The sequence below is a fragment of the Aquamicrobium terrae genome, from assembly GCF_052978165.1.
Genome location: NZ_JBRKLZ010000002.1, coordinates 452,736 through 477,181, shown reverse-complemented (window position 1 = coordinate 477,181; position 24,446 = coordinate 452,736). Strand labels below are relative to the sequence as shown.

Below are 24,446 nucleotides of genomic sequence, written 5' to 3'. Positions count from 1 at the left end.
GAGGTCTACGGCGAGCCCATCGCGGCGCGCAGGTCCGCCAGACCGCGCAAACCGTCGCGACTGCCGGTTCCCGCCGCCGCCTCGAAGACTCGCCGTGCATCCTCGAACCTGCGCATCTTCAGATAGGCGTAGCCGCGCAGCACCATCAGGTCGATGCGTTCGGGCGCGAGTTGCGCACGCTGCTCGAGCGCGATCAAGGCTTCGGTGTAGCGGCCGCGCTCAAAAGCGCCGAGCGCCCGTTCCGCCAATATGGCGGTCTGCAATTCCGCCGCGCGCTGTCCATTTTGCGGCGCCCTGGCAGCGGCCACGGCCGCGTCGTCGACGAGGCCGGATCGCAAATAGGCAAGGCTCTGGCCATAGGACGCATCGCGACGCACCCGCTCGGCCGGAGCCCGCAGGGCAATTTCGAACGCCTGCGCGGCTTCCAGCGGCCGGTTGGCATCCATGAGACACCAGCCCCGCTCGAGAGCGGCCTGCGGCGACAAGGTTTCGGGATGGATATGGGCCGGGCAGTTTCGCCTTCCGGATGCCACCGTGCGCGGCGTTGAACGAGGCATCGCCTTACGAGGGAGGGGCGCTGCCGAGGTTTCGGAAGCGACGGGACGGGGCGCAGCAGACGGAGTGTCCACACCTGGCGCTGGCGCCGCTTCGATTGCCCCCATGCCCACCTGCCGGATACGGTCGGAGCGGCCTGCCCACCTGCGCTTGATCTCGGCGAGGCCAGCCGCATCCCCGAGCAGGTGCCGCGTCAGCGCCAGTCCGTAAGCGGAAGGCTCGTCGTCCGGGTTCCAGCGCAACGCCGTTTCGAACCATTGCCGCGCCGTCTGGTGCTGTTCCCAGGCCCTGGCGTACCAGCCGAGCTGGCGGGCCGCGGGAACGTCGCGCGCGGCTGCGACTTCCGCCACGATCCGCTGCAGCACTTCGCCCGACAGCTTCACGCGGGGCTCGACACCCAGAAGGTTGGCCACCGTCGCAAGATAGGTGGCGCGTGTCTCGTCGGTCTCGCCGCGCCAGCGGTAGAGGGTCGCTTCGGCCTCGGCATAGGCATGGCGGGCGGAAAGGGCCAGTGCCAGACCCTGCGCCGTATCGGCGGTGTCCTCGCGCTCGCGGGCCATGGAGAACCATTCCTCGGCCTGCCGGAAGCGCTCGCGCCCGATATCGTACCAGCCGAGCAGCCGCGCGTCGGACGCGGAGCCTTTTTCGCGCGCCAGCTTCTCGACACGGGCAAGCTGGTCTTCGGCAACGGTGATCGCGGCATCGCTGCCGCCGCGCGCCACCGCGTTGCGCGCGAGATCGTCGCGCACGGATGCGAATTCGCCCGTGCCCGCTTCTTCGGTGCCCGTTTCACCGGGACGCTCAAGGGCCAGCAGTTCGTTCACCAGCGGCGGCGACAGCAGCCTGGCGGCATTCTGCATCGTCGCAAGCCGCTCCTGCGGGTTGTCGCAATTGGAAAGAATGTAGCGATAGGTGTCCTGCGCCCGCGCTTCGCGATCGGTCCGGACGAATGCCTCGGCGACACGCCACAAAACGTCGACCTCGCTGCATGTCAAAAGCTGCGGGTTGCCGGAAGCGACGTTGATGACAGTACCGTACTGGCCGATCTGCGACGCATTGAGCAGCCTCTCGCGCGCCTCGGCAAGAGCCAGACGGTCGAGAAGATCGGCGGGCGGCTGCCAGTTCGGCTCGTCGGTCTGCCGCCTTGCAATGGCCTGCCGCGCCTCGGCCAGCTTTCCTTCGGAATAGAGGCGCCAGATCGCCTCCAGCCGCTCGTCGATATTGGCGGGCGCCGCCAGCGGATCGGCGGGCGGTGTCCAGTTCGGGTAAAGCGCCCGCAGCCGCGCAATCTCCCGCTCGAGCCTTTGCTTGTCTCCTTGCTGGGCGAAATAACGCAGAGCGGATTCATCCACCTGTGGTGGCGCGGCGGGTGCTGGAGGATCCTGTCTCCGGCCCTGCCTGAGCGAGCAGCGGCGCTGCGCGGTTTCCAGGCGACGGCACCTGCACCGCCGGGGCGGGGGCGGCGCGCGCGCCCTTGCCGTCATCGGAAGCGGGAAGGACGTCGCCCATCCATCGGTTCTGGAACTGCGCGCCGCCGGCGGCTGCCAGCAAAGCGAGCAGGCCGCCTGTGCCGGCCGCGATCACCCATGCGCGGATCACAGGCATTCGGGCCGTTCCTTTCGGGCAAATGAAAGCGACAGCAGATGCAGTGTTGAGGGGTAGTAGTTGGTCGGCGTGAAGCGCGTGAGGTCGTCCGCAAGCGGCTGCCTGTCCAGTATGCAGGAGGCCAGCGCCGGGATGATGCGATAGCCGGGGTCCGTCAGTTCCTCGATGACCCTGCCTGCGTCCAGATCGACGCGGGCGACACCTCCGCTCGGTCCCGTCATTCCGTCCCGCATCCGCTTCAGCAGTTCCATGTCCGGATCATGCGCACGCATGAGATAAAGGGGGATTCGCAACGCATTATAGCCGAATTCGGCCGGAAAGCCTTCGGCCGGCACCGGCTTTGCCGCCATCGACAGCCAGTCCGGCGGCAAGCGCCTGTCGCCGAATCCGGCGCTGGCGATCTTCCTTCCGCTGCGCGCAACGGCCTGCCAGTCGGTTTCCGGGGCAAGGGTTTCGAGAACCGGAAACGCCTCGAACACCCAGTAGGACGGGTTGACGACCGGGCCGTCGGGACGTTCGCCGGCGGCGAAGCCGGCCACGCCCGGGCGCAGCAGCATCTCGCCATGATGCTCGAACACCGATGTGCGGGCGAGCGCTTGCGCGATCTGCCGCGCGCTTTCGCCAAAGCCGTCCTCGCTCCAGAGCGCGTCCGCCTGTGCCAGGGCATAGGCGATGAGGATGTCGCCGTCGGACGCGTTGTTCGCATCCATGATATGGGGTGTCGTGGCAGGGTCCCATTTCCAGGCGGCAAGTCCGTCGTCGCGCAGCATCAGTTCCCTTTGCGTGAACGACCAGATGCGCTCGAAACCTGGACGGTCCCCGGAAAGGACGGCAAGCAGCAGGCCGTAACCCTGTCCCTCGCTGTGCGAAATGCCGCCGTTGCCGTCGTCGACCACACGGCCGTCCTCGGCCACGAAACGCTCCTGATAGGTGGTCCATTCCTCGGGCAGGATCTGGGGCCGGGCAGTGTTCGGCATCAGGCCGGCAACGAGCAGGGCGAGGGCAAGCACATGGAAGGTCATCGCCGCCTCCCCAGACGCGACAGCAGCGCGGAAGTGACGATGCCCAGCGCCACACAGGCCACGACCAGCAGCAGCGAATAGGAAAGGATGTTCGCCGACAGCCAGTTGGCGGTGATGAGGCGGATATTGGAAAAGGAGCGTGGCTGCGTTTCGATCAGCGACAGCGAGGAAGCGGGCAGTGCATTCACGGTTTTCAGGTCGCCGTCCAGCGTCGTTATGCGGCCGGACAGCCGGTTCCACAGGGGCAGCCGGGCAAGCGCCCCGACTCCCTGCTTCAACATGTCGTTGTCCGGGGCCGTGACCACGGTCCATGTGCCGGTGCCGGCCGGATTCGATCCCTGTGCCAGCAGGAGCGTTGCCGGACGCGAGGGCGTAAAGTCGGTTTCCGCTGCCGGGGTGAAGCGCAGCATGTCACGCGAGAGATCGAAGGTATCGGCAAACCATTCCTGCACCGCGTGGGACCAGCCCCGCTCCTGCATCTGCCGGCGCCATTCCTCGGCGTCGGCCTGATCGGTGCCTGCGCCCGCCGGTACGCGCCCGTGCGAGGTCGCCCATGAGGTGCGGCTTTCGTCGGAGACGCCCACCTGGGCCAGAACGCCTCCCGGTATTCCGGTGATCCCGCCGATGAAGACGGCGTCGTGTGTTCGGGCGGCGTCCACCGAACTCGTGAAGGCGACCGGAATGGAACGGCCCGCGCTCAGGGCCATGCGGGCGAACAGGTCCGCCGCGGCGGAAAGGCTGTCCGCATCGCCGCGTTCCATGAACACGGGCACCGCCTCCCGCCCGGGGCCGTAAGGGTAGCCGGTGCCGCCCATCGCCGCGAGGTCGGGCCGCTGCGCGATGCGGCCGAAATCGGGAACCACGAAACGCGACGTGCCGAAGATGGCGAAGCGCGGGCTGTCTTGCGCCGTGGCGCCCGGCAGACAGGCCGCATCCCGTTCGGTCAGGAGATTGGCCTCGATCACCACATCGTTGAGGCCCGGCTTGAAATGGCGCATGGTCAGCTTGATGGGCAGCCGGTTGAGGACCATGCCGTGTTGCGAGGTGAGCGGCACGGAAGCGGCGATGGTGCCGTTCACATAGACGTTGATCTGGCTGCCCGGCAGCACCGCATCCGAATAGCCCGCATCGAGCAGGATGCGCGCCTCGCCATATGCGTCGGCGTAAAAGTCGGCGGGGATGGCGAACTGGAAGCCGGTCGAATAGCGCCGGCCGGAAAACTGTTCGGACCGGATGCCGAGATCGGTGAAGGAGAGATCGCGCCGGCCGTAGATCATCGGTGCATTCGGCGTGCGCCAGGCTTCCGTGATGAGCGCGTCGCGCGCGCCGCCGGCGGGCCGGTCTACGGCTCCCAAGATACGGTCGATCGCACCCAACCAGTCCTCGCGGTTGCGCCCGCTGATCACCAGTGTCGGCGCATCGTTGCCGTCGCGCTGGGCATGGAACGCCGCAACCGGCCCGTTGGCGGCCCCGGCCGGCAAGGCCCATCCCTGTTCGGCCAGTTCCTGGTTTGAACCCAGTAGAACCCTGAGCGCCAGCGCATCCTGGGAAGACGAGGCATCGGCCCCGACGCTGAACCTGATGTCCGGCAGGGCCGCATAAAGCGCGATTGCCTGGGCAAGGCGTATGAAGTCTGCGCCGATGTCGCCCTGCGTCATGGCGGGCGCGACGATGCTTACATGGGCGCGGCCCTGGGTATCGGCGGCAAGGGCGCGCAGGTCGTCGACGGCGGCCGGCTTACCCGCGGCCGGATCGGCGAAGGACAGGAAAGTGGCGGCGGAATCGATCTCGGTCCACAGTTCATAGGTGGAGGCGATCGTGCAATCGGTGCGATGGCGCTGGCGGACCCGCACCGTGATTTCGTTGCGGCCGGCGCGCAGCAGGGCGGCGGGCAGGTCCGCGGCGATTTCCGACAGGCCGCCGGCGGAGCTGATCGGCGTATCCATGACGGCCACATCGTTGAGCAGCACCTGCAGCCGGGAGCTTTCCGGTGCGACCACGATGGCGTTCCGGTAGCCGAGATGGAGCCGCGCCGGCCCGGTGGCCTGTACCGGCGTGAGGTGCAGGCTCCAGCTCCTTGCGGCAACCTCGCCGGGAAGCGTGAGATTGCCGCCCGGCAGCAGGAGCCGGCGAACATCGCTTGCCGGCCGTGCCCGTTCCAGGGGGAGAGGTGCCGGCGCTTCCGGCTCCGTGGCCGGCTGCCGTGGAGCCGGATCTTCAGGGGCGGGCCGTTCCGGCGTCATGTCGAACGGCGCGGGCTGCGCCTGCAGGGCGCCCACAGCCGACAGCAGGACGAACAGCGATGCCGCCGCGAGCCTCATGTCCTTGCCCCGCCGGCGACGGGTCGCCGCTCCTCGGATGCACGCACGCCGCGCAGCAGATAGACGAGGCCGCGCCAGGTCTGGTAAAGCGCCAGCCGCAGGAACCAGAGCGTGCCGATCACCACGCCGGGGTTGCGCCGCCGCGACTTCTGGAACTGGGTCCACTGATCGGCATTGGCGAAGATCAGATCGGCCACAAGGCGATGATGGTCGGGGAGCGAGCGCACATATTGGCACCCGACCGCCAAGGTGTCTCCTTCTTTCTCGCTGTTGCGGATCACCACCGGCAGGGCGGCGGGGTCACCGCCCGACAGCGGCGTGAACCGGATGTTCGCCTGGCCCTCGGCAACCGCGCCCTGCGCGTTCTTGCCATGGATGCGCACGCGCGCGCCGTTGACCGAAACGTCCTCGATCATGGCCGGCAGCCAGAGACCCTCGCGGCCGAACTCGCAGCGGCGGTTGACCTTGACGCGGCGCGTTGCGGCCCGCTCGCGCCGCTCCGACACCACGCCCAGCGCACAGCCGGCCATGATCAGGTTGAGCAGGTTCCAGCCGCCGACGACCAGCGTGACATCGGCCTTCCACGGCTCGGCATAGACGCGCCATGCGGTGACGCCGACCCCGACCAGCAGCAAGGCGAAGATCAGGAAGAACGGCCGGCTGAGTTCCGAAAGCCGGCTGGTGGAGATGGATTCGTCCTTGGCCGTGACCTTGAAGGTCGGCTTGCGCGGATTGAGCATGACCGAGATCACCGCCGGCAGGAGATGCACCGACTGGATGTATTCGTACAGCTCCGAAATCCACGGCCAGCGGAACCTGCCGTAGAGATAGTTCTGCATCATCAGGTTCACGACCATGTAGCTGAGCGTGTAGGCGAGAAACTCCCCGCCCGAAGCGGTGAAGATCTGCAGGTCGAAGAACAGGTAGAAAAGCGGCGCGAGCAGGAAGATGGTGCGCGGGAAAGGAAACAGCCAGAACAGCGTCGAGGACATGTAGCACAGACGCTGCGGCAGGCTGAGCCCGCGCTTCAGCGGGGGGAAGCGGAAACGCAGGATCTGCATCATGCCCTGCGCCCAGCGGCTGCGCTGGCCGATGAAGCTGGCGAAGGTGGCGGGCTGGAGTCCGGCGATCAGCGGCTTGTCGACATAGACGCTGTTCCAGCCGCGCGAATGCAGCTCGACCGCCGTCTCGCAATCCTCGGTGATCGAGACGCCGGCGAAGCCGTCCGTCTCCTCCAGTGCCTCCCGCCGCAGAACCGCGGCCGAGCCGCAGAAGAAGGAGGCATTCCATTTGTCGAGACCGCGCTGGATGATGCCGTAGAACATCTCGTTCTCCGACGGCATCTTCTCGAAGGTTCTGAGGTTCCGCTCCAGCGGATCGGGATTGAGGAAGAAGTGCGGTGTCTGGACAAGGAAAAGCCGGGGGTCTTCGTTGAAATAGCCGACCGTTTCCCGCAGGAAGCTGCGTGCTGGCGCATGATCGGCATCGAAAACGGCAATGAGATCGCCGCTGGAATGGGCGAGCCCGTTGTTGAGGTTGCCGGCCTTGGCGTGCTCGTTGCGCTCGCGCGTCAGGTAGTGCGCGCCGAGATCGGCGCAGAGCTGCTGCAACTCGAGGTGCCGCTCCTGCGCGGCCTGCGCTGTGGCCACGTCATCCGCATTGCGCTTCTGGACGGTGCCGCCGTCGTCGAGCAGCCATACCGTCAGGCGATCCGGCGGATAATCCATCGCCTTTGCTGCCGCCACCGTATCGGCAAGCAGGACGGCAGGCTCGTTGTAGCTGGGGATGAAGACGTCGACGCTGGGCAGCTCTGCCTCGGCCACCTCGATGGCGGGGCGCGAGGGCAACGGCCTGGCGACGATGAACAGGCTGAGCGCCAGCATGAAGACGCTGTACATCTCGGCCAGGTAGAGCAGCAGGCCCGGAATGAAGTTTTCGAGCTGGCTGACAGGCGGGATGGTGCTGGTCGTGCGCCAGTAGACATAGCGCAGCACGATCGCCGTTCCCAGCGAGAGTGCCACCAGCCGCCACGTGCCTTCCGGACGGAACATCTTCATGGCGATCATCACCGCAAGCACGATGGTGCCCGCGATGAGGTGCGCCTGGAGATTGATGGGCATCGAGACGATGAAGATCACGCAGGCTGCCGCGAGGGCCCACATAATTCCCAGGACAAGCTTTCCCATCATCCAGCTCTCATGACCGGGATGCCCAGACGTGCAGTCTCCTTTTCGGGCCGGAACGCCTCTCCTCCACTCAACACGCAAGATGCGCCGGGGTTCACAATTTTCCCCACAGGTGAGGGCCTGGCCGCTTTCATAGCTAACGGGTGGTTAAGAAAAGACCTTGTCGTGGCTTCAGGATCGCGCAACGCCGTCTCCCCCTATTCGGCCGGTGGTGCCGGTACGGTGATATCTTCTCCGGCTGCGGCGGCCGGTGGCGGAGGAACGGTGGGCGCCCCGGCGGGCGGGGCAGGCAGGGTCTGGAGCACGGGCGCGGCGACAGGGGTGGGGCTCCGGCGAACCGGTGCGGGTGCAGGCTCCGGATCATCGCTTGCCTGAGGCACGGGGGGCCCGGCCGAATGGATCGGCTGGCCCGTCCTGCCGAGGCGGGGATCGGCCGGGGAGGGCGGGCCGTAGGGGTTCCATCCCGAGCCGGCAAAGGAGGCGTTGATGGTGTAGCCGTGCATGATGGCGAGGAGCGCCTGTTCCGTGGCGCCGGCCCGGCAAACACGCAGGCGGATCTGGATCGTACCCCTGCTGCCAAGCGGCGCATTGGCCTGCGAGGCGGCTATCCGCTGCCAAGCATAGAGGCAAAGATCGGATTTGCCGTGACGGCCGGTCGCATAGCCGAAGGGGCCATAGGCATTCTGCGCATACAAGGCCGAGCGCCGCATGGCGACGCCGGGCAGCAGGCCGCGCATCTCCCGCCCGATCGCCGCCCCCGACAGATGCCTGTCGACGAGTGCCGTGGTGCCGCCTGAGCCGACGGGGCCGAAGGCCTGTATGCGCAGGAGGTTCTGCCCGGGCACGGCGGTTTCGGCCGCCAGCACGACATCTTGCTGGATAGCGTTGGAGTACCGGCGTTCGATGACCCCGACGACTGCCGGCCCGCCCGGCGGCGGCAGCACGAGCGCCTGCTGCGCCGGAAGGCTCTCGGTCAGCGAAGAACGCTCGAGCCGGTTCGGCTGGGCGCAGGCCGCGACGACGACGGCCAGAACGGACAAGGCCACGCCACGCAGACAGGACGTATAGGTAACATACGGCAGGGGTTCCGCTCTGGTCTTCACCATGCATCGAATCAGTTTGGCCCCTTGGATGCGATGGTAGCCACCGCATCCGGGGGAACAAGAGATAATTGGGTGTCGGCGACGGCTTCTCGGGTTCGCCAACCCGCCTGGACGAAGCGGGATTTCTCCGCTGCGCCTTCCGATGCGGTGGCCAGGTCGCTGGGGACAGGGTCTCTGTGCCATTCAGGCACAATAAATATCCTGGCCAAAACAGCGCGCATCGACGCTGTCGACCATCGGAAAAGCAAGCTCCCCACAACAACTTAGCCTGGACTTTTCCCCCTTGCCAAGCACCCAAACATGGCCAATTGATTGGCCACCTACGAAATGGGAAGAAAGGAAGGGAAAATGCCGAAAGGATTTAACGGCTTTCTTGCGACCCTCTTTGCAAGTGCAATCCTCGTGGTTGCGAGCCCGGCTTTTGCTGAAGCGGTGCTTCATCGCGGCAATGCCGGCGAACCCCAGACGCTCGATCAGGCGCATACTTCCATCAACATCGAGGAGTTCATCCTGAAGGACCTCTATGAGGGCCTGACGATCTATGACGCCGCCGGCAAAATCGTTCCCGGCGCCGCCGAAAGCTGGACCGTTTCCGACGACGGCACGGTCTACACCTTCAAGCTGCGCGAGGACGCGAAGTGGTCGGACGGCTCCCCGGTGACGGCCGAAGACTTCGTCTTCTCCTTCACCCGTATCGAGGACCCCAAGACGGCGGCCGGCTACGCCAACATCCTCTACCCGATCAAGAACGCGGAAAAGGTCAACAAGGGCGAACTCAGTCTGGACCAGCTCGGTCTCAAGGCGGTCGACGCCAAGACGCTGGAAGTGACCCTGGAGCGCCCGACGCCCTTCTTCCTCGAATTGCTCGCGCACCAGACGGCACTGCCGGTTTCCAAGGCGAGCGTCGAGAAGAACGGCGCCGACTTCGTCAAGCCCGGCATGATGGTCTCCAACGGTGCGTTCAAGCTGGTCAGCCACGTACCGAACGACAACCTCGTGGTGGAGAAGAACACGGAGTACTGGGACGCCGCCAACGTCAAGCTCGACAAGGTGATCTTCTACCCGATCGACGACCAGGCCGCCTCCGTGCGTCGTTTCGAGGCGAAGGAAATGGACCTCGTCTACAACTTCTCGGCCGACCAGATCGACCGGCTGAAGCAGAGCTATAGCGATCAGGTCCACGTCTCGCCCACGCTGGCGACCTATTACTATGCCTTCGACACCCGGCAGGAGCCTTATAGCGACGTGCGCGTGCGCCGGGCGCTCTCCATGGCGGTCGACCGCGATTTCCTGGCCAAGGAAATCTACTCGGGCTCGCAGATCCCGGCCTATTCCATGGTGCCTCCAGGCATGGAAGGCTACGAACCGGCCTATGCCGATTTCGGTGCGCTCTCGCAGCTCGACCGCGAGGACAAGGCGATCGAACTGATGAAGGAAGCCGGCTACGGCGAGGGCGGCAAGCCGCTCAAGATCGAGATCCGCTACAACACCAACCCGAACCACGAGCGCGTGGCGACGGCGGTGGCCGACATGTGGAAGAACACCTTCGGCGCGGACGTCTCTCTGGTGAATCTCGACGTGTCCTCGCACTACGCCTACCTTCAGGAAGGCGGTGCGTTCAACGTGGCCCGCGCCGGCTGGGTGGCCGACTATGCGGACCCGGAGAACTTCCTGGCGCTGAGCGTCAGCTCCAACAAGACCTTCAACTACGGCAAGTTCGACAACGCCGAATACGACGCCCTGATGAAGAAGTCGTACGAGGAACGGGACCCGGCGGCACGCGCCAAGGTTCTGCATGAGGCGGAAGCGCTGCTCATGCAGGAACAGCCGATCGCGCCGCTGCTGACCCAGGCCGACCTGTGGCTGGTTTCCAGCAAGGTGCAGGGCTGGCAGGACAACGCAGCCAACCAGCACTTGAGCCGCTTCCTCAGCGTTTCGGAATGATCAGCTGCAGATGCGCGGCCGCCTGAGGCCGCGCACCGCACCGCTGGGGAGACCCGGTCATGCTTGCCTTCGTTCTGAGGCGCCTCGCAAGCGCCGTGCCGACGCTGTTCATCGTCGTCACGATCTCGTTCTTCCTCATGCGCTTCGCGCCGGGCGGACCGTTCAATCTCGAACGGCCGCTGCCGCCCGCCACGATGGAAAACCTGATGCGGGCCTATCAGCTCGATCAGCCTTTGTGGCGGCAGTATCTCACCTATATCGGCAATGCCGTCACCGGCGATTTCGGCCCGAGCTACGTCTACAAGGACAACACCGTCGCCGAGCTCATCGGCAAGGGTCTTCCCTATTCGATCGAACTCGGCTTCTACGCGCTGCTTCTGGCGCTTGTCGGCGGCGTCATCGTCGGCACGATCGCGGCGCTGCGCCAGAACAGCATGCTCGATTTTGCCGTCATGTCGGTGGCGACCATCGGCGTCACGGTGCCGAACTTCGTTGTCGGCCCGGTTCTGACGCTGATCTTCGCCATCATGCTGTCCTGGCTGCCGGCCGGCGGCTGGGGCGACGGGTCGCTGCGCTTCCTCATCCTGCCGATGATCGCGCTCGCCTTGCCGCAGCTCGCCGTTTTCGCGCGCCTCACCCGCGGCTCGATGATCGAGGCGTTGCGCACCGACCATATCCGCACCGCGCGGGCCTATGGGTTGCCGGCGAAATCGGTGGTCGTGGTGCACGCCATGCGTGGCGCCATGCTGCCGGTCGTTTCCTATCTCGCACCCTGCGCGGCGGCACTGCTCACCGGTTCGGCGGTCATCGAGACGATCTTCACCATTCCCGGCGTCGGCCGCTATTTCGTGCTCGGCGCGATCAACCGCGACTATACGCTGGTCATGGGCACGGTCGTCCTGATCGCCATCTTCGTCATCGTCTTCAACCTGGCTGTCGACATCCTCTACGGCCTGCTCGATCCGAGGGTGCGCGATGACTGACACCACCGTTTCTTCCGCTCCCGAGGGCGAGGTGAAGGGACGCAGCCTCTTCCAGCTCGCCGTCCTGCGCTTCCGCCGCAACCGCCCCGCCATGGCCGGCAGCGTCATGCTGGTGCTGATCGCGTGCTTCTCCTTCCTCGGCCCATTCGTCATCAGCCACAGCTACGATCAGGTCTTCTCCTCCTATGTGACGGTCCCGCCGAGCCTCGAGCCGCGGCCGGGCGCCGATGCGCTGGAGGCGGCGATGAAGGGCGTGGCGACGCGGGCGCGCGTCGAGCTTCAATCCTTCTCCGTCGAAGACGAGACCTTCACGGCCGTCGTCACGGCAGAGGACCCCATCGATCCGCGCACGACGCGCTACTTCGACCGCGCCAACGAGTTCGACAGGACCGAGGTCGTCACAAGCGAGGACGAGGGCCGCAAGCTCACCCTTACCGGCATCGTCGACCGGGAATATTTCCTGTTCGGCACGGATACCAACGGGCGCGACCTCATGGCCCGCGTCATGCTTGGCGGGCAGATCTCCATTGCCGTCGGGCTTCTCGCCAGCCTCGTCTCGCTCGGCATCGGCGTCGTCTACGGCGCGATCTCGGGTTACATGGGCGGGCGCGTCGACAATGTGATGATGCGCTTCGTCGAAATCCTCTATTCGCTGCCCTTCGTCTTCCTCGTCGTGGTGCTCGTCGTCTTCTTCGGGCGCAGCTTCGTCTTGATCTTCATCGTCATCGGGGCGGTGGAGTGGCTGGATATGGCCCGCATCGTGCGCGGCCAGACGCTGTCGCTGAAACGGCGGGAGTTCATTGGCGCGGCGGAAGCACTGGGCCTCACCGACTGGCAGATCATCCGCCGCCACGTCATCCCCAACACGATCGGTCCGGTCGTCATCTTCGTCACGGTCATCGTGCCGAAGGTGATCCTGCTCGAAAGCTTCCTTTCCTTCCTCGGCCTCGGCGTGCAGGCACCCTTGACGAGCTGGGGATCGCTGATCGCGGAAGGCGCCAACAACATGCAGTCGGCGCCGTGGCTGCTGATCTTCCCCGCCATCTTCTTCGTCGTCACGCTGTTCTCGCTGAACTTCGTCGGCGACGGCCTGCGCGACGCGTTCGACCCGAAGGATCGCTGACATGGCGGACATGCGAAAGACCATGGAACCGATCCTCACCGTGCGCGACCTCAAGGTCTCGTTCACGACGCCGGACGGCGACGTCGACGCGGTGAAGGGCATCGACCTCGATGTCCGCTCCGGCGAGACGCTGGCTGTCGTCGGCGAGTCCGGTTCCGGCAAGAGCCAGACCATGATGGGCATCATGGGCCTGCTTGCCGCCAACGGCACCGTCTCGGGTTCGGCGAAATATCGCGGGCGGGAGATGATCGGGCTTTCCCCGAAGGCGCTCAACGAGATCCGTGGCGCCAGGATCACCATGATCTTCCAGGAGCCGATGACCTCGCTCGATCCGCTCTACCCCGTCGGCAGGCAGATCGCCGAGGTGATCACGCACCATCGCGGCGGCACCCGCAAGGCTGCGCGTCCGCGCGTGCTGGAGCTTTTGAAGCTGGTCGGCATTCCCGACCCGGAGCGCCGCATCAACAGTTATCCGCACGAAATGTCCGGCGGCCAACGTCAGCGCGTGATGATCGCCATGGCATTGGCCAACGAGCCGGACATCCTGATCGCCGACGAACCGACGACGGCGCTCGACGTGACCATCCAGGCACAGATCCTCAAGCTGCTGCGGGACCTGCAGAAGCGTTTCGACATGGCGATCGTGCTGATCACGCACGATCTCGGCATCGTCCGGCATTTTGCCGAGCGTGTCATGGTCATGCGGCGCGGTGAAGTGGTGGAACAGGGTGCGGCCGCCGACATCTTCGACAATCCGAAGGCCGACTATACCCGCATGCTGATCGAGGCCGAGCCTTCGGGGCGCAAACAGCCACCACCCGACGGCGCGCCGATCATTTTCGAGGGCCGCAACGTCATCGTCGACTACAAGATCGATGCCGGCATGTTCAGGAAGCGGGCCTTGCTGTTTCGCGCCGTCGACGATGTCAGCATCAGCCTGCGCGAGGGACAGACCATCGGCGTGGTGGGAGAATCCGGTTCCGGCAAGTCGACGCTGGGCCGGGCGCTGCTGCGGCTCGTTCCCAGCACCGGCAGCTACCGTTTCGGCAAGACCGACATTTCCCATCTGGACCGGGCCGGCATGCGGCCATTGCGGCGCAGCATGCAACTCGTCTTCCAGGATTCCTACGGTTCGCTTTCGCCGCGCCAGACGGTGGGCGAGATCATCACCGAGGGCCTGTATGTCCACGAACCGCAGCTTTCGCGCGCCGCCCGCGACAAGCGGGCGATCGAGGCGCTGAAGGAGGTGGGGCTCGATCCGGCGGCACGCAACCGCTATCCGCACGAGTTCTCAGGCGGCCAGCGGCAGCGCATCGCGATTGCCCGTGCGCTGATCCTCAAGCCACGGGCCGTGGTGTTGGACGAGCCGACCTCGGCGCTCGACCGCTCCGTGCAGGGCCAGGTGATCGAGCTTCTGCGTGACCTCCAGGCCCGCCACGGGCTCTCCTACATCTTCATCAGTCACGACCTGTCGGTGGTGCGCGCCATGTCCGACTATGTCGTGGTGATGAAGGACGGCAAGATCGTCGAGGAGGGGCCGGCAGACGCGATTTTCAGCGCCCCCCGACAGGATTACACCAGGACACTGATCGGCGCCGCCTACAACCTCGCACTACAGGGCTGAGGCCAGACGCCTGATCGTCCGTTCGTTCGGCCTCTAGCCTCTGGCCTCTGGCCACCTCTATGCACCGTGGCCGACGATGGCCTTGAGTTCGAGGAAGTCGTGGATCGCCCAGTCGGCATATTCACGGCCGTTGCCCGACTGCTTGTAGCCGCCGAAGGGAGCGAAGGTGTCCCAGTCGGGATAGTTCAGGCTGACCTGTCCGGCCCGCAGCCGTGCCGCGACGGCGCGCGCATGCGCGAGGTCCTGCGACTGGACATAGGCGGCCAGGCCATACACCGTGTCGTTGGCGATGCGCACCGCGTCGTCGTCATCCTCGTAGGAGATGACGGAAAGCACCGGGCCGAATATCTCCTCGCGCTCGATGGTCATGCCGGGCCTTACATGGCCGAAGACGGTGGGCCGGGCATAATAGCCGCGATTGAGGTGGCCCGGCCGGCCGGTGCCACCGGTCACCAGTGTCGCGCCCTCACTGATGCCGGCCTCGATCAGCCGCTGCACCTTGTCGAATTGCTGCTGGCTGACGAGCGGCCCCAGTTGCGTTTCTTCCGAACGCGGATCGCCGACGACGAAAGCCTCGGCAGCCTTCTTGGCGATGGCCAGCGCCTCGTCGTGCCGCTCGACCGGCACCAGCATGCGTGTCGGTGCATCGCAGGACTGCCCCGTATTGCCCATGCATCCCTCGACACCCTTGATGATCGCGGTCTCGAAGTCCGCGTCCCGCAAGATGATGTTGGGCGACTTGCCGCCGAGTTCCTGCGCCACGCGTTTGACCGTGTCAGCGGCAGTCTTGGCCACGATGATGCCGGCGCGCGTCGAACCGGTGAACGACACCATGTCGACGTCGGGATGCCCCGCCATCACCTGTCCGACATCGGGACCGGTGCCGTTGATCATGTTGTACACGCCCTTCGGCACGCCTGCGGCTTCCATGATCTCCGAAAAGACGATGCCGCTGACCGGCGCGATCTCGCTGGGCTTCAGCACCACCGTGCAGCCGGCCGCGATCGCCGGCGCGACCTTGCACACGATCTGGTTGAGCGGCCAGTTCCATGGCGTGATGAGGGCGCAGACGCCGATCGGCTCCCGCACGATCAGGGTCTCGCCACGCATTTCGGAGAAGGCAAAATCCTCCAGCCCCTTGATCGTCGCTTCCAGATGCGCCTGTCCGGCCCAGGCCTGCGCCTCGCGCGCCCAGGTGATCGGCGCCCCCATCTCGTGGCTGACCGCCTGGGCTATGTCCTCGTAGCGCTCATTGTAGATTTCGAGGATGCGGCGCAACAGGGCGAGGCGCTCTTGCTGGCTCGTCGCGGCGAAAGCGGGAAACGCGGCCTTTGCCGCCGCCACGGCCCGGTCCACATCCGCGCCGGAGCCGACGGAGATGCGGGTGAATGGCTCTTCCGTGGACGGATCGATGACATCCAGCGTGGCGGGCTTGACGGGCTCCACCCAGGCGCCGTCGATGAAGAACTGGAGGTGATGCGTGGTCATGGCGCTTATCTCTCTTCTTCTGCGAGCGGCCTTTCCGCTGGCGCCCTCGGGCTCATATCGGCGTTGAAGGTCTCCATGGAAGGCATGGGCAGGATGGGACGGCTGTCGAGCTTATGCAAGCAGGCCTCGTAGTCGGCCAGTATGCCGGCCCGTGCCTCGGGCGTGATGTAGGGAATATGCCAGCCGATGAAGGGCTTGATCACATCGTAGCCTACGTAGCCCAGCGTGCCCTGGACCAGCGGCTTGAGCAGGTGCTCGATGGGGCCGTGGATCGCGCCTTCGCCGAACATGTGCTCGCGTCCGCCAAGGGTGAGCCCGACAAAGGCGCGCTTGCCCACCATGCCGCCCTTGTCGTAGATGCGCCGCCCGCCATAGCAGAGGCCCGACACCAGCACGCGGTCGATCCACCCCTTCAGGATCGCCGGGGTCGAAAACCAGTAGATGGGGAAGTTGAGGATCAGCAGGTCGGCCGCCATCAGCTTGTCCAGTTCGGCGCGAATGTCGGCGGCAATGGTGCGTTCGGCAACGTTGTGGCGCTGCTCCAGCGCATAGGTGAGATAATCGCCATTGGCGCGGGAGCCGAAATCCGCCGCGCTGGCAACCGGGTTCCAGCCCATCGCATAGAGGTCGGAATGAACGACGTCATGGCCCAGCGCACGCATCGTCTCGACCGACGAGCGCGCCATGGACGCAACGAAGGAATTGGCTTCCGGCGTCGCACTGACAACGAATACCTTCATGCGGGCGGCCTCTCCTATCTTCCCTTCCAGACCGGATCCCGCTTCTCGACGGCGGCGCGCGGCCCCTCCAGCGCATCCTCGCTTGCGATCAGCTTGCCGAACAGGGGGAACCGGCCGGCGCGCATGGCGGCATAGGCTTCCTCGAGGCTCATATGCTGCGCCAGCCGCGTGGTCTCCTTGGCCGCCGCGACCGAAAGCGGCGCCGAGCGCAGGATGCGGCCCGCCAGGGCGCGCGCCGCCTCCATCAGCCCGGCCTGCGGCACGACTTCGTTGACCAGGCCCCAGCGCAGGCAGTCCTGCGCGTCGAAGCGGCGGCCGCCATATAGCACTTCATTGGCGATGACCTTGGGCAGGATCTTCGGCAGCACGAAGGAGCCGATGTCGGGCAGGACGCCGAGCGAGGTCTCGGGCAGCCAGAACTGGGCATGGTCGGCAGCGACGATGAAATCGGCGCAGAGCAGGATTTCGAAGCCAGCCCCGATGGCGTAGCCGTTAACGGCGCAGATAACCGGCTTGTGAAGCTCCGGAAGCTCCGAGAAACCGTAAATGCCGCCCTGGCCGTAATCAGCGATATAGCCGTCGCCGCCCTCGGCGGACGCTTCCTTGAGGTCCCATCCGGCCGAGAAGAACTTCTCGCCGCCGCCGGTGAAGATCGCCACCCGCAAATTGGGATCGTCGCGGAAGGCCGCGAACGCATCGCCGAGCTTGCGGCTCGTCGGCTGGTCGATCGCATTGGCCTTCGGCCGGTCGAGCGTTATCTCGGCGATCTGCCCGTTGCGGACAAGCCTGACCTCATCTGACATTCCGGTCCTTCCTGCGGATCGATATCCGCTTCGTCCAATATCCGATCCTGCGCCCTCAAGGCGTGAGAATTTCGACAAGCGCGGGTCTGCCAGCGGCGCGCGCCGCCTGCAGGGCCGCCGTCAGGGGCGCCAGATCGAGGCCGCCCGGCACCAGGGCATCCTGGCTGGTGGCGTCGGTCAGGCGGATACGCTGGGCCGGAATGCCATAGGCGGCCGCGATCCCGGTGAAATCGGGCGCGGACGGCCGCACGCCGACAGGCTCGATGTCGCGCGCCAGCATATAGTCCTCGATTTCCTGATAGCCGTTGTTGTTCCACACGACGAAGATGACGGGCGCGTTCTCGTCGGCAGCCGACCCCAGCGTGCCGAGGCAGAACTGGAAACCGCCATCGCCGACGATGCAGACGACGGGCGCGGTGCCGAGCGCGATGCCCGCACCGAGCGCTGCCGGCGGACCGTAGCCAAGCGATCCGTAACCCGTCGCGGCATTGAACCATGTGCGCGGCGCGGCCGCCTCCCAGTAGAGGTTGCCCGCATAGGCGAGCTGCGTGGAATCGCCGACGATGGTGCAGCCCGGCAGCGTGTCGCGGATGGCACCGAGCACTTCGATCAGCGCCCGCATCTTGTCCGACAGGCCTTCGAGAGCCCCTTTGCGCGCGGCGGCGGCGCGCCCCTGCGCCGGTGGCTGCCGCGAGGCGGCGGCGGCGCCGCGCAATGCGGAGGCCAGTGCATTTGCGGCAACCCCGGCATCCGCGACGATCGATACCGTGGCGGGGAAGCTCGTCGCCTCCGCATGCGGGTCGATATCGATGCGGATGAGATTGTCCGGCCGCACGAAGCCGCCGTCCTCATAGGCGTCGTAGTCGGTCGGTCCGAACTGTGTGCCGATGGCGATGGCGAGGTCGCAATCGCGCATCAACGTCCGCACCGCTTCAAGGCTGGGGCTTGCCGGCACGACCAGCGGATGGCCGGCAAGCAGGCCCCTGCCGTTGGTGGTGGTGACGACCGGCGCGTCGAGAAGCTCCGCCAGATCTCGGATCGCCCCGTCGGCCCACACGGCACCGCCGCCGGCAAGGATGAGCGGGCTGCGCGCCGCTCGGCAGAGGCCGGCTGCGGCTTCGATTGCCTGTGCGGAAGGCTCCGCAGGCGGCGAAGGCTGGTGCGGAAGCGTCCCCAACGGCAGCGCAGCCTCCATCAGGTCGGTGGGGATCTCGATATGCACCGGCCCCGGCCGTCCGGCACGCATCGCCGCAAAGGCGCGTGAAACGACGGCCGGCAGATCCTGCGGACGTTCCAGCCGCTCCGACGACAGGGCGATCGTGCGGATCATGGCCGACTGGTCCGGAAGTTGGTGAAGATGGCCGCGATAGTGGCCATGCGTGTCGAGTGCGTTGATGCCGGAGATGACCAGCATCGGGATCGAGTCCGCGCGCGCCTGCCCCATGGCGGTGATCGCGTTGGTGAGGCCCGGACCGGTGATGAGCAGGCAGACCCCCGGCTTGCCCGACGCGCGGGCGTAGCCGTCCGCCATGAAGCCGGCGTCCAGCTCGTGGCGGGGCGTCACATGGCGGATTTTCGAACCGGCCAGCCCCCTGTAAAGCTCGGCCGTATGGACGCCCGGAATGCCGAACACCGTGTCGACGTCATGCGCCTCCAGCAGCCGGATCAGCTCCAGTCCGACGGTATGTTTCGCGCTCATGATGCCATCCGTTCGGATCGCGTGTTGATGCCACGGGCGAAGGAGGCGATGCGATCACACGCCTCGGCAAGCTGCTCGTCAGGTACGGTCAGGCTGAGCCGGACGAGATATTTCGCGGCTTCCCCAAAGGAGCTGCCAGGCATGACCGAGACATGACGTTCCTGAAGAAGGCGTGAGGCGAAGCCAAGGCCGTCCAGCCCGGTTCCGCTGACGTCCAGCAACACGAACATGCCGGCTTCGGGCGGCAGCGCGCGCAATCCGCCCACGCCGTCCAACCGCTCGACAATCAGTCCGGCCCGGGCGGCATATTGCTCGCGCATCAAGGCAGCGGTCGGAAGCTCATGGGTCAGCGCATAGGCCGTCATGTCGGAAATGAAAGGCTGGCTGCCGAACAGCATCGATTCCGAAAGCGGCAGAAGGCGCCGGCAGAATTCCTCCGGGCCGACGGCCCAGCCGCTGCGGAAGCCCGGCGCGGCATGCGACTTCGATATCGAGGAGACGACGATGGTGCGGTCAGCCAGCCCCTCGATGTCGAAAGGAGAGGCAAAATCCGCGCCGAAGGTCAGTTCCTCATAGACTTCGTCGCTGACGAGCCACAGATCGTGCCTGCGGCAGACTTCGCCGATCGCCTCGATCTCGGCGCGCGAGAGCACCGCGCCGCTTGGATTGTGCGGGCTGTTGAGGAGCAAGACGCGGCAACCGGGCACAATGGCGGCTTCAAGGTCTTGCGGCCGCAGATGGAAGCCATTGGCTACGCTCAACGGAACTGGAACGAGCTCGGCACCCGGACCGCGCACCAGACCTTCATAAGTGGCGTAGTAGGGGTCCGGCATCAGCACCTTGTCGCCCTTTTCGACAAGACCCATCATGACGGCGAAGAGCGCGGTCTGGGTGCCGGGGAAGCACAGGATGTTCCGCTCCGTGACCTCGCGGCCGCTGCGGCGCGTATATTTGCGCGCCAGCGCGGCAAGCAGGGTCGGCTCGCCCCGACCATTGGAATAGCGCGTGCGTCCGGCCCGCATGGCGGCGCTGCAGGCATCGAGCAGACGGTCGTCCGGGGAGACGTCCGGCTCGCCGATCGTCAGTTCGATCAGCGGTTTTCCCAGCGCCCGCATTTCGCGGCCGCGCAGGTGGATTTCCCATTTCTCCGATCCGAGATCGGCCAGACGGTCCGTGATGGATGCGTAATGCATGTCAGTTTTCTCCGTCTTCACGAGGCGCCGGAAGCTTGATTGCCAGCAGGCTTTCGGCCGACCTGAAGCCGATCTCGATCTGCAGGCTTTCGTTGATTTCCTCGGCGCTCAGGCAACCTTCGAGCCACAACCCGTCTATGAGCGCATTGAAGGCAATGCCGAGCCGTTCCCGTTCGGGCCCGCCCAAGGCACGACCTTCGGCCACTATGGCATCGGCAATCAGCGTTTCGGTCGCCCGGCGATAGGCGAGATATCCGTCGCGATGCTCGCGCGCCAGATCGGGATTGTGATGAACCTGGCTGATGAACGTCGCCCATAGGGACAGCATGCGCGGATCGGCAACCGGACCGCCGAGGCTGGCGACGATGAAGCGGCCGAGCCTGTCATGCGGGGTGCCTTCCTCCGATTCCAGGACGGCGAGAGCCGGTCCCGTCATCATCTCGATCGTGCGGCGGTAGGCGGCGACGATCAGATTGTCCTTGGAAGCGAAATGGTGGCGGATGAGACCGTTGCTGACGCCGGCGCGGGCCGCCACGGCACGCACGGTGGTGCCCTGAATGCCGAGGTCGGCGATGCAGTCGAGCGTGGCCTCGACCATGTCGGTGCGCCGGTCGAAATCGGGGGCGCGCCTGAACGAACCCGTCATCGCCTCCTCCCCAGTTTGTCGACATCAATTCCGCTTTCGATCCCTGTCATTATGCACTTGCATAACAACTATTCAACTGTATAGTTTGAAGTGAACAACAAGGCGGAGCCGCCGCTGGCGAAATAGGATTCGACAGTCGGCGGGAATGACGGAAAGATACCGCCACGGGAATTGAGGGGCCGAGCTATCCGGACGAATATCCGGGCTTGAGGAGGCAGTCACCCGATGAGCCAAGGCGATCAGGCGATTTCAGTCGTCGACCTGCACAAGCGGTTTGGACAGCTTGAAGTCCTGAAGGGCATTTCGCTCAACGCCAGGGAAGGGGATGTCATCGCCATCATCGGCGGCAGCGGCTCGGGCAAGTCGACTTTTCTGCGCTGCATCAACATGCTGGAGCTGCCGACCTCCGGAAGCGTGGCGATCCATGGCGAGACGATCGCCATGAAGAGCGACGGACAGGGCGGTCAGATGCCCGCCGACCGCCGCCAGGTCGAGCGCATGCGCACGCGCCTCGGCATGGTCTTCCAGAGCTTCAATCTGTGGCAGCACATGACAGTGCTGGAAAACGTCATCGAGGCGCCGGTGCATGTCCTCGGCGTGCCGAAGGACCAGGCCATCGCAACGGCCGAGACGCTGCTGCGACGCGTCGGCCTTTATGAGAAGCGGGACGTCTATCCGGCCTTCATGTCGGGCGGCCAGCAGCAGCGGGCGGCGATCGCCCGCGCGCTCGCCATCCAGCCGCTGGTGATGCTCTTCGACGAGCCGACCTCGGCGCTCGATCCGGAACTTGTCGGCGAAGTGCTCTCGGTCATCGGCGACCTCGCCAAGGAGCGGCGCACCATGATCCTGGTCACGCATGAGATGAAGTTCGCGCGCAATGTGGCGAGCCACATCGTTTTCCTGCATGGCGGCAGGATCGAGGAGCAGGGGCCGCCGGAAGCGGTGTTCGATGCACCCAGATCCGAGCGGCTCAAGAAGTTCATTAGCTCGGTCCACTAAGGTCATGAATTTAAATCAAAAGAAGAAAGGGAGCACTATGAGGAGATTGTCAGTCAGCCTGTTGGCCACCGTGGCGATGATCGTCGCCAGCGCCGCCGTCGCCAACGCCCAGCAGGTCAAGGTCGGCGTCGCGGCCGAGCCTTATCCGCCCTTCACGTCTCCGGATGCATCCGGCAACTGGCAGGGATGGGAGATCGATTTCATGAACGCCATCTGCGCCGAAGCCAAGCTGGATTGCGTGGTCACGCCGGTCGCGTGGGACGGCATCATTCCCGCCCTGACCACGAACAAGATCGACATGATCGTCGGTTCGATGTCCATCACGCCGGAGCGCCTCAAGACCATCGACTTCTCCGACAAATACTACAATACGCTGCCGCTCATCATCGGCTCCAAGGATATGGAGTTCGACTCCACGCCGGAGAGCCTCGCCGACAAGGTACTGGGCGTTCAGGTTGCGACCATCCACCAGGCCTATGCGATGAAGCATTTCGCGCCGAACGGCACCACGGTGAAAGAATACCAGACCCAGGATGAGGCCAACAATGACCTTGTCTCCGGGCGCATTGACGCCGTGCAGGCCGACGCGCTCGCACTCAAGGAGTTCCTCGACACCGAGGTGGGCAAGGCCTGCTGCAGCGACAAGGGAAATGTCGCGCCGGATGTCGACGTCCTCGGGCCGGGCATCGGGGTGGGCTTGCGCAAGGGCGACACGGAACTGAAGGACAAGATCAACGCCGCCATCAAGGCCATTCGCGCCGATGGCACATATCAGGAGTTCTCGAAGAAGTATTTCGACTTCGACATCTATGGCGATTGATGGAGCATCGGCGCGGCCATAGCTGTTGGCCGCGCCCTTTGCTGGCGCAGCTTCCATGGATGCACCCCTGATCAACTGGGCTTTGCTCGCGCTCGACCCGCCAGGTTGGGGCGGCGTGCTTCTGCGCGGTTTCTGGAACACGTTGCAGATCGCGGTGGGCGGCTATTCGCTGGGCCTGCTGATCGGCATGTTCGGCGCGCTCGGCAAGCTCTATGGCGGACCGGTCACGCGCGACCTGCTGGAGGTCTACACCACCGTGGTGCGGGCGGTGCCCGAACTGGTGCTGATCCTCATCCTGTATTATGCGGGAACCGACCTGCTCAATCAGCTTCTTCTCACGCTCGGTTACGGCCGGGTGGACATCAGCGGCCTTGCCGCGGGCATCTTCGTCATCGGGGTCGTCCAGGGCGCCTATTCGACGGAGGTGCTGCGCGGCGCGATCAAGTCGATCGCGCCCGGCCAGCTGGAGGCCGGCCGCGCCTTCGGCATGTCGCCCCGCAAGATCCTGACCCGCATCACGATTCCCGCCATGCTTCCCTTCGCCATTCCCGGGCTGGCCAACCTGTGGCTGATCGCCACGAAGGACACCGCGCTTCTGGCGGTCGTCGGCTTCAGCGAGCTGACGCTGGTGACGCGGCAGGCCGCCGGCGCCACCAAGCATTATCTGCTGTTCTTCATGGCCGCCGGGGCGATCTATCTGACCCTTACCCTGGTCTCGAACGTCCTTATCGGCTTCGTCGAGCGCCGCTCCCGGCGCGGTTTCGCCAGGATGACCTGAATGGCGCACCCGGCTTCGACCATGATCGACCGCGCAGCGCGCACCAGCCTGTGGCTGAAACCGCATCGCATCGCGCTCATCGCAATCGCCGTCGCGCTGGTGGCAAGCGCGATCGTCTTCGGGCGCTGGGACTGGCTTCCCAATTATCTGCCGCGGCTCGGACACGGCGTCGTCGTGACGCTCGCCATGCTGTTCGGTTCGGCGGCGCTCGGCTTCCTGTTCGCGGTGCCGCTGGGGCTGGCGCAGGTGACGGGCCCGTTCTGGCTGAAGTGGCCGGCGGCGGCGTTCTGCACCGTCATCCGGGGCACGCCGCTCCTGCTCCAGCTATGGCTTCTCTATTACGGGCTCGGCTCGCTGTTCCCCTCGATCCCCGGAATCCGCAGCTCCTTCCTGTGGCCGTACCTGCGCGAGGCCTGGCCGTACGGGCTGGCGGCGCTCACCATCTCGTTCGCCGCCTATGAGGGCGAAGTCATGCGCGGCGCCTTCGCCGGCGTGCCGTCCGGCGAGTTGCAGGCAGGCCGCGCCTTCGGCATGTCGCCTTTCAAGGTGTTTCGTCGCATCTGGCTGCCGCGCGCCGTCCATCGCGCCTTGCCGACGCTGAACGGCGAGACGGTGCTGCAGCTCAAGTCGACGCCGCTGGTCGCGACGATCACGGTGGTCGATCTCTACGGCGTCATCTCGCGCGTGCGCCAGGAAACCTTTCTCACCTATGAGCCGCTGCTGCTTCTGGCGGCCATCTACATGCTGCTCACGGCCGTGCTTGTGATCCTTTTCCGCCATTTCGAGAACCGCATACCGACACGAGGCGTTTGAT

Annotated in this window: 20 protein-coding genes; 8 read left to right on the top strand and 12 right to left on the bottom strand. The window is 65.5% G+C overall.

The window, feature by feature from the left end; all coding sequences use genetic code 11:
• Positions 1-5 precede the first annotated feature (5 nt).
• From ACVCNR_RS19475 to bcsN, 6 genes are all read right to left on the bottom strand, one after another.
• The gene (locus tag ACVCNR_RS19475; RefSeq protein WP_447076138.1) at positions 6-1,907 is read right to left on the bottom strand and encodes a tetratricopeptide repeat protein; all 1,902 of its coding nucleotides are present in this window, start codon (positions 1,905-1,907) and stop codon (positions 6-8) included.
• The gene (locus ACVCNR_RS19470; RefSeq protein WP_447076137.1) at positions 1,900-2,160 is read right to left on the bottom strand and encodes a hypothetical protein; all 261 of its coding nucleotides are present in this window, start codon (positions 2,158-2,160) and stop codon (positions 1,900-1,902) included. Before ACVCNR_RS19470 ends, ACVCNR_RS19475 begins: the two co-directional genes overlap by 8 nt.
• Complete coding sequence (locus tag ACVCNR_RS19465; protein ID WP_447076136.1) at positions 2,151-3,182, bottom strand: family 8 glycosyl hydrolase; 1,032 nt, start codon at positions 3,180-3,182, stop codon at positions 2,151-2,153. The genes ACVCNR_RS19470 and ACVCNR_RS19465 overlap by 10 nt, the downstream gene beginning before the upstream one ends.
• Positions 3,179-5,503: a cellulose biosynthesis cyclic di-GMP-binding regulatory protein BcsB gene (locus tag ACVCNR_RS19460; RefSeq protein WP_447076135.1), complete on the bottom strand. Its 2,325-nt coding sequence runs from the start codon at positions 5,501-5,503 to the stop codon at positions 3,179-3,181. Before ACVCNR_RS19460 ends, ACVCNR_RS19465 begins: the two co-directional genes overlap by 4 nt.
• Entirely contained in the window at positions 5,500-7,689 is a 2,190-nt protein-coding gene (gene bcsA / locus ACVCNR_RS19455; protein WP_447076134.1) for a UDP-forming cellulose synthase catalytic subunit, read from the bottom strand. Before bcsA ends, ACVCNR_RS19460 begins: the two co-directional genes overlap by 4 nt.
• A gap of 197 nt (positions 7,690-7,886) precedes the next feature.
• Entirely contained in the window at positions 7,887-8,795 is a 909-nt protein-coding gene (bcsN, locus tag ACVCNR_RS19450; protein WP_447076133.1) for a cellulose biosynthesis protein BcsN, read from the bottom strand.
• Between the two features lie 345 nt (positions 8,796-9,140).
• On the opposite strand from bcsN, the gene ACVCNR_RS19445 reads away from it, so the two are divergent.
• Genes ACVCNR_RS19445 through ACVCNR_RS19430 form a run of 4 tightly spaced genes read left to right on the top strand, consistent with a single transcriptional unit; the run spans position 9,141 to position 14,466 of the window.
• Positions 9,141-10,736 (top strand): peptide ABC transporter substrate-binding protein, encoded by a 1,596-nt coding sequence (locus ACVCNR_RS19445; protein WP_447076132.1) that lies wholly within the window; start codon positions 9,141-9,143, stop codon positions 10,734-10,736.
• A 59-nt stretch (positions 10,737-10,795) separates the two neighbouring features.
• Positions 10,796-11,719, top strand: coding sequence for an oligopeptide ABC transporter permease OppB (gene oppB / locus ACVCNR_RS19440; RefSeq protein ID WP_447076131.1), 924 nt, complete (start codon positions 10,796-10,798; stop codon positions 11,717-11,719).
• Complete coding sequence (locus tag ACVCNR_RS19435; protein ID WP_447076130.1) at positions 11,712-12,842, top strand: ABC transporter permease; 1,131 nt, start codon at positions 11,712-11,714, stop codon at positions 12,840-12,842. Before oppB ends, ACVCNR_RS19435 begins: the two co-directional genes overlap by 8 nt.
• A 10-nt stretch (positions 12,843-12,852) precedes the next feature.
• Positions 12,853-14,466: an ABC transporter ATP-binding protein gene (locus tag ACVCNR_RS19430; protein ID WP_447076664.1), complete on the top strand. Its 1,614-nt coding sequence runs from the start codon at positions 12,853-12,855 to the stop codon at positions 14,464-14,466.
• A gap of 57 nt (positions 14,467-14,523) precedes the next feature.
• Here ACVCNR_RS19430 and ACVCNR_RS19425 read toward each other — a convergent pair whose 3' ends face one another.
• Genes ACVCNR_RS19425 through ACVCNR_RS19400 form a run of 6 tightly spaced genes read right to left on the bottom strand, consistent with a single transcriptional unit; the run spans position 14,524 to position 21,035 of the window.
• The gene (locus ACVCNR_RS19425) at positions 14,524-15,954 is read right to left on the bottom strand and encodes an aldehyde dehydrogenase family protein (protein WP_354193768.1); all 1,431 of its coding nucleotides are present in this window, start codon (positions 15,952-15,954) and stop codon (positions 14,524-14,526) included.
• 5 nt (positions 15,955-15,959) lie between these two features.
• On the bottom strand, positions 15,960-16,694 hold the full coding sequence (locus ACVCNR_RS19420) for an NAD(P)H-dependent oxidoreductase (RefSeq protein WP_447076129.1): 735 nt from the start codon (positions 16,692-16,694) through the stop codon (positions 15,960-15,962).
• A gap of 14 nt (positions 16,695-16,708) precedes the next feature.
• On the bottom strand, positions 16,709-17,497 hold the full coding sequence (locus ACVCNR_RS19415) for an enoyl-CoA hydratase-related protein (RefSeq protein WP_447076128.1): 789 nt from the start codon (positions 17,495-17,497) through the stop codon (positions 16,709-16,711).
• Between the two features lie 55 nt (positions 17,498-17,552).
• Positions 17,553-19,196, bottom strand: a complete 1,644-nt coding sequence (locus ACVCNR_RS19410; RefSeq protein ID WP_447076127.1) for a 5-guanidino-2-oxopentanoate decarboxylase — start codon at positions 19,194-19,196, stop codon at positions 17,553-17,555.
• The gene (locus ACVCNR_RS19405; RefSeq protein ID WP_447076126.1) at positions 19,193-20,389 is read right to left on the bottom strand and encodes a pyridoxal phosphate-dependent aminotransferase; all 1,197 of its coding nucleotides are present in this window, start codon (positions 20,387-20,389) and stop codon (positions 19,193-19,195) included. Before ACVCNR_RS19405 ends, ACVCNR_RS19410 begins: the two co-directional genes overlap by 4 nt.
• Before the next feature lies 1 nt (position 20,390).
• Complete coding sequence (locus tag ACVCNR_RS19400) at positions 20,391-21,035, bottom strand: TetR family transcriptional regulator C-terminal domain-containing protein (RefSeq protein ID WP_354193773.1); 645 nt, start codon at positions 21,033-21,035, stop codon at positions 20,391-20,393.
• 225 nt (positions 21,036-21,260) lie between these two features.
• Between ACVCNR_RS19400 and ACVCNR_RS19395 the strand changes: the two genes are divergently transcribed.
• From ACVCNR_RS19395 to ACVCNR_RS19380, 4 genes are read left to right on the top strand one after another with little or no spacing between them, the layout of a single operon-like run.
• A complete protein-coding gene (locus ACVCNR_RS19395; RefSeq protein WP_447076125.1) occupies positions 21,261-22,034 on the top strand; it encodes an ABC transporter ATP-binding protein in 774 nt (257 codons plus the stop codon).
• 37 nt (positions 22,035-22,071) lie between these two features.
• Complete coding sequence (locus ACVCNR_RS19390; protein ID WP_354193775.1) at positions 22,072-22,854, top strand: transporter substrate-binding domain-containing protein; 783 nt, start codon at positions 22,072-22,074, stop codon at positions 22,852-22,854.
• Positions 22,855-22,909: 55 nt separating this feature from the next.
• Positions 22,910-23,632 carry an ABC transporter permease gene (locus tag ACVCNR_RS19385; protein WP_447076124.1) on the top strand — a complete coding sequence of 241 codons (723 nt, stop codon included), beginning with the start codon at positions 22,910-22,912 and terminating at the stop codon, positions 23,630-23,632.
• Complete coding sequence (locus ACVCNR_RS19380; protein WP_447076122.1) at positions 23,633-24,445, top strand: ABC transporter permease; 813 nt, start codon at positions 23,633-23,635, stop codon at positions 24,443-24,445.
• Position 24,446 lies beyond the last annotated feature (1 nt).

What these genes read in the sequence shown, in the direction of transcription:
- ACVCNR_RS19425 (WP_354193768.1), bottom strand. Translation starts at nt 15,954, where the DNA reads ATGACCACGCATCACCTCCAGTTCTTCATCGACGGCGCCTGGGTGGAG.
- ACVCNR_RS19435 (WP_447076130.1), top strand. Translation starts at nt 11,712, where the DNA reads ATGACTGACACCACCGTTTCTTCCGCTCCCGAGGGCGAGGTGAAGGGA.
- ACVCNR_RS19385 (WP_447076124.1), top strand. Translation starts at nt 22,910, where the DNA reads ATGGATGCACCCCTGATCAACTGGGCTTTGCTCGCGCTCGACCCGCCA.
- ACVCNR_RS19400 (WP_354193773.1), bottom strand. Translation starts at nt 21,035, where the DNA reads ATGACGGGTTCGTTCAGGCGCGCCCCCGATTTCGACCGGCGCACCGAC.
- ACVCNR_RS19380 (WP_447076122.1), top strand. Translation starts at nt 23,633, where the DNA reads ATGGCGCACCCGGCTTCGACCATGATCGACCGCGCAGCGCGCACCAGC.
- ACVCNR_RS19430 (WP_447076664.1), top strand. Translation starts at nt 12,853, where the DNA reads ATGCGAAAGACCATGGAACCGATCCTCACCGTGCGCGACCTCAAGGTC.
- ACVCNR_RS19420 (WP_447076129.1), bottom strand. Translation starts at nt 16,694, where the DNA reads ATGAAGGTATTCGTTGTCAGTGCGACGCCGGAAGCCAATTCCTTCGTT.
- ACVCNR_RS19395 (WP_447076125.1), top strand. Translation starts at nt 21,261, where the DNA reads ATGAGCCAAGGCGATCAGGCGATTTCAGTCGTCGACCTGCACAAGCGG.
- oppB (WP_447076131.1), top strand. Translation starts at nt 10,796, where the DNA reads ATGCTTGCCTTCGTTCTGAGGCGCCTCGCAAGCGCCGTGCCGACGCTG.
- bcsA (WP_447076134.1), bottom strand. Translation starts at nt 7,689, where the DNA reads ATGGGAAAGCTTGTCCTGGGAATTATGTGGGCCCTCGCGGCAGCCTGC.
- ACVCNR_RS19460 (WP_447076135.1), bottom strand. Translation starts at nt 5,503, where the DNA reads ATGAGGCTCGCGGCGGCATCGCTGTTCGTCCTGCTGTCGGCTGTGGGC.
- ACVCNR_RS19470 (WP_447076137.1), bottom strand. Translation starts at nt 2,160, where the DNA reads ATGCCTGTGATCCGCGCATGGGTGATCGCGGCCGGCACAGGCGGCCTG.
- bcsN (WP_447076133.1), bottom strand. Translation starts at nt 8,795, where the DNA reads ATGGTGAAGACCAGAGCGGAACCCCTGCCGTATGTTACCTATACGTCC.
- ACVCNR_RS19410 (WP_447076127.1), bottom strand. Translation starts at nt 19,196, where the DNA reads ATGAGCGCGAAACATACCGTCGGACTGGAGCTGATCCGGCTGCTGGAG.
- ACVCNR_RS19405 (WP_447076126.1), bottom strand. Translation starts at nt 20,389, where the DNA reads ATGCATTACGCATCCATCACGGACCGTCTGGCCGATCTCGGATCGGAG.
- ACVCNR_RS19390 (WP_354193775.1), top strand. Translation starts at nt 22,072, where the DNA reads ATGAGGAGATTGTCAGTCAGCCTGTTGGCCACCGTGGCGATGATCGTC.
- ACVCNR_RS19415 (WP_447076128.1), bottom strand. Translation starts at nt 17,497, where the DNA reads ATGTCAGATGAGGTCAGGCTTGTCCGCAACGGGCAGATCGCCGAGATA.
- ACVCNR_RS19445 (WP_447076132.1), top strand. Translation starts at nt 9,141, where the DNA reads ATGCCGAAAGGATTTAACGGCTTTCTTGCGACCCTCTTTGCAAGTGCA.
- ACVCNR_RS19465 (WP_447076136.1), bottom strand. Translation starts at nt 3,182, where the DNA reads ATGACCTTCCATGTGCTTGCCCTCGCCCTGCTCGTTGCCGGCCTGATG.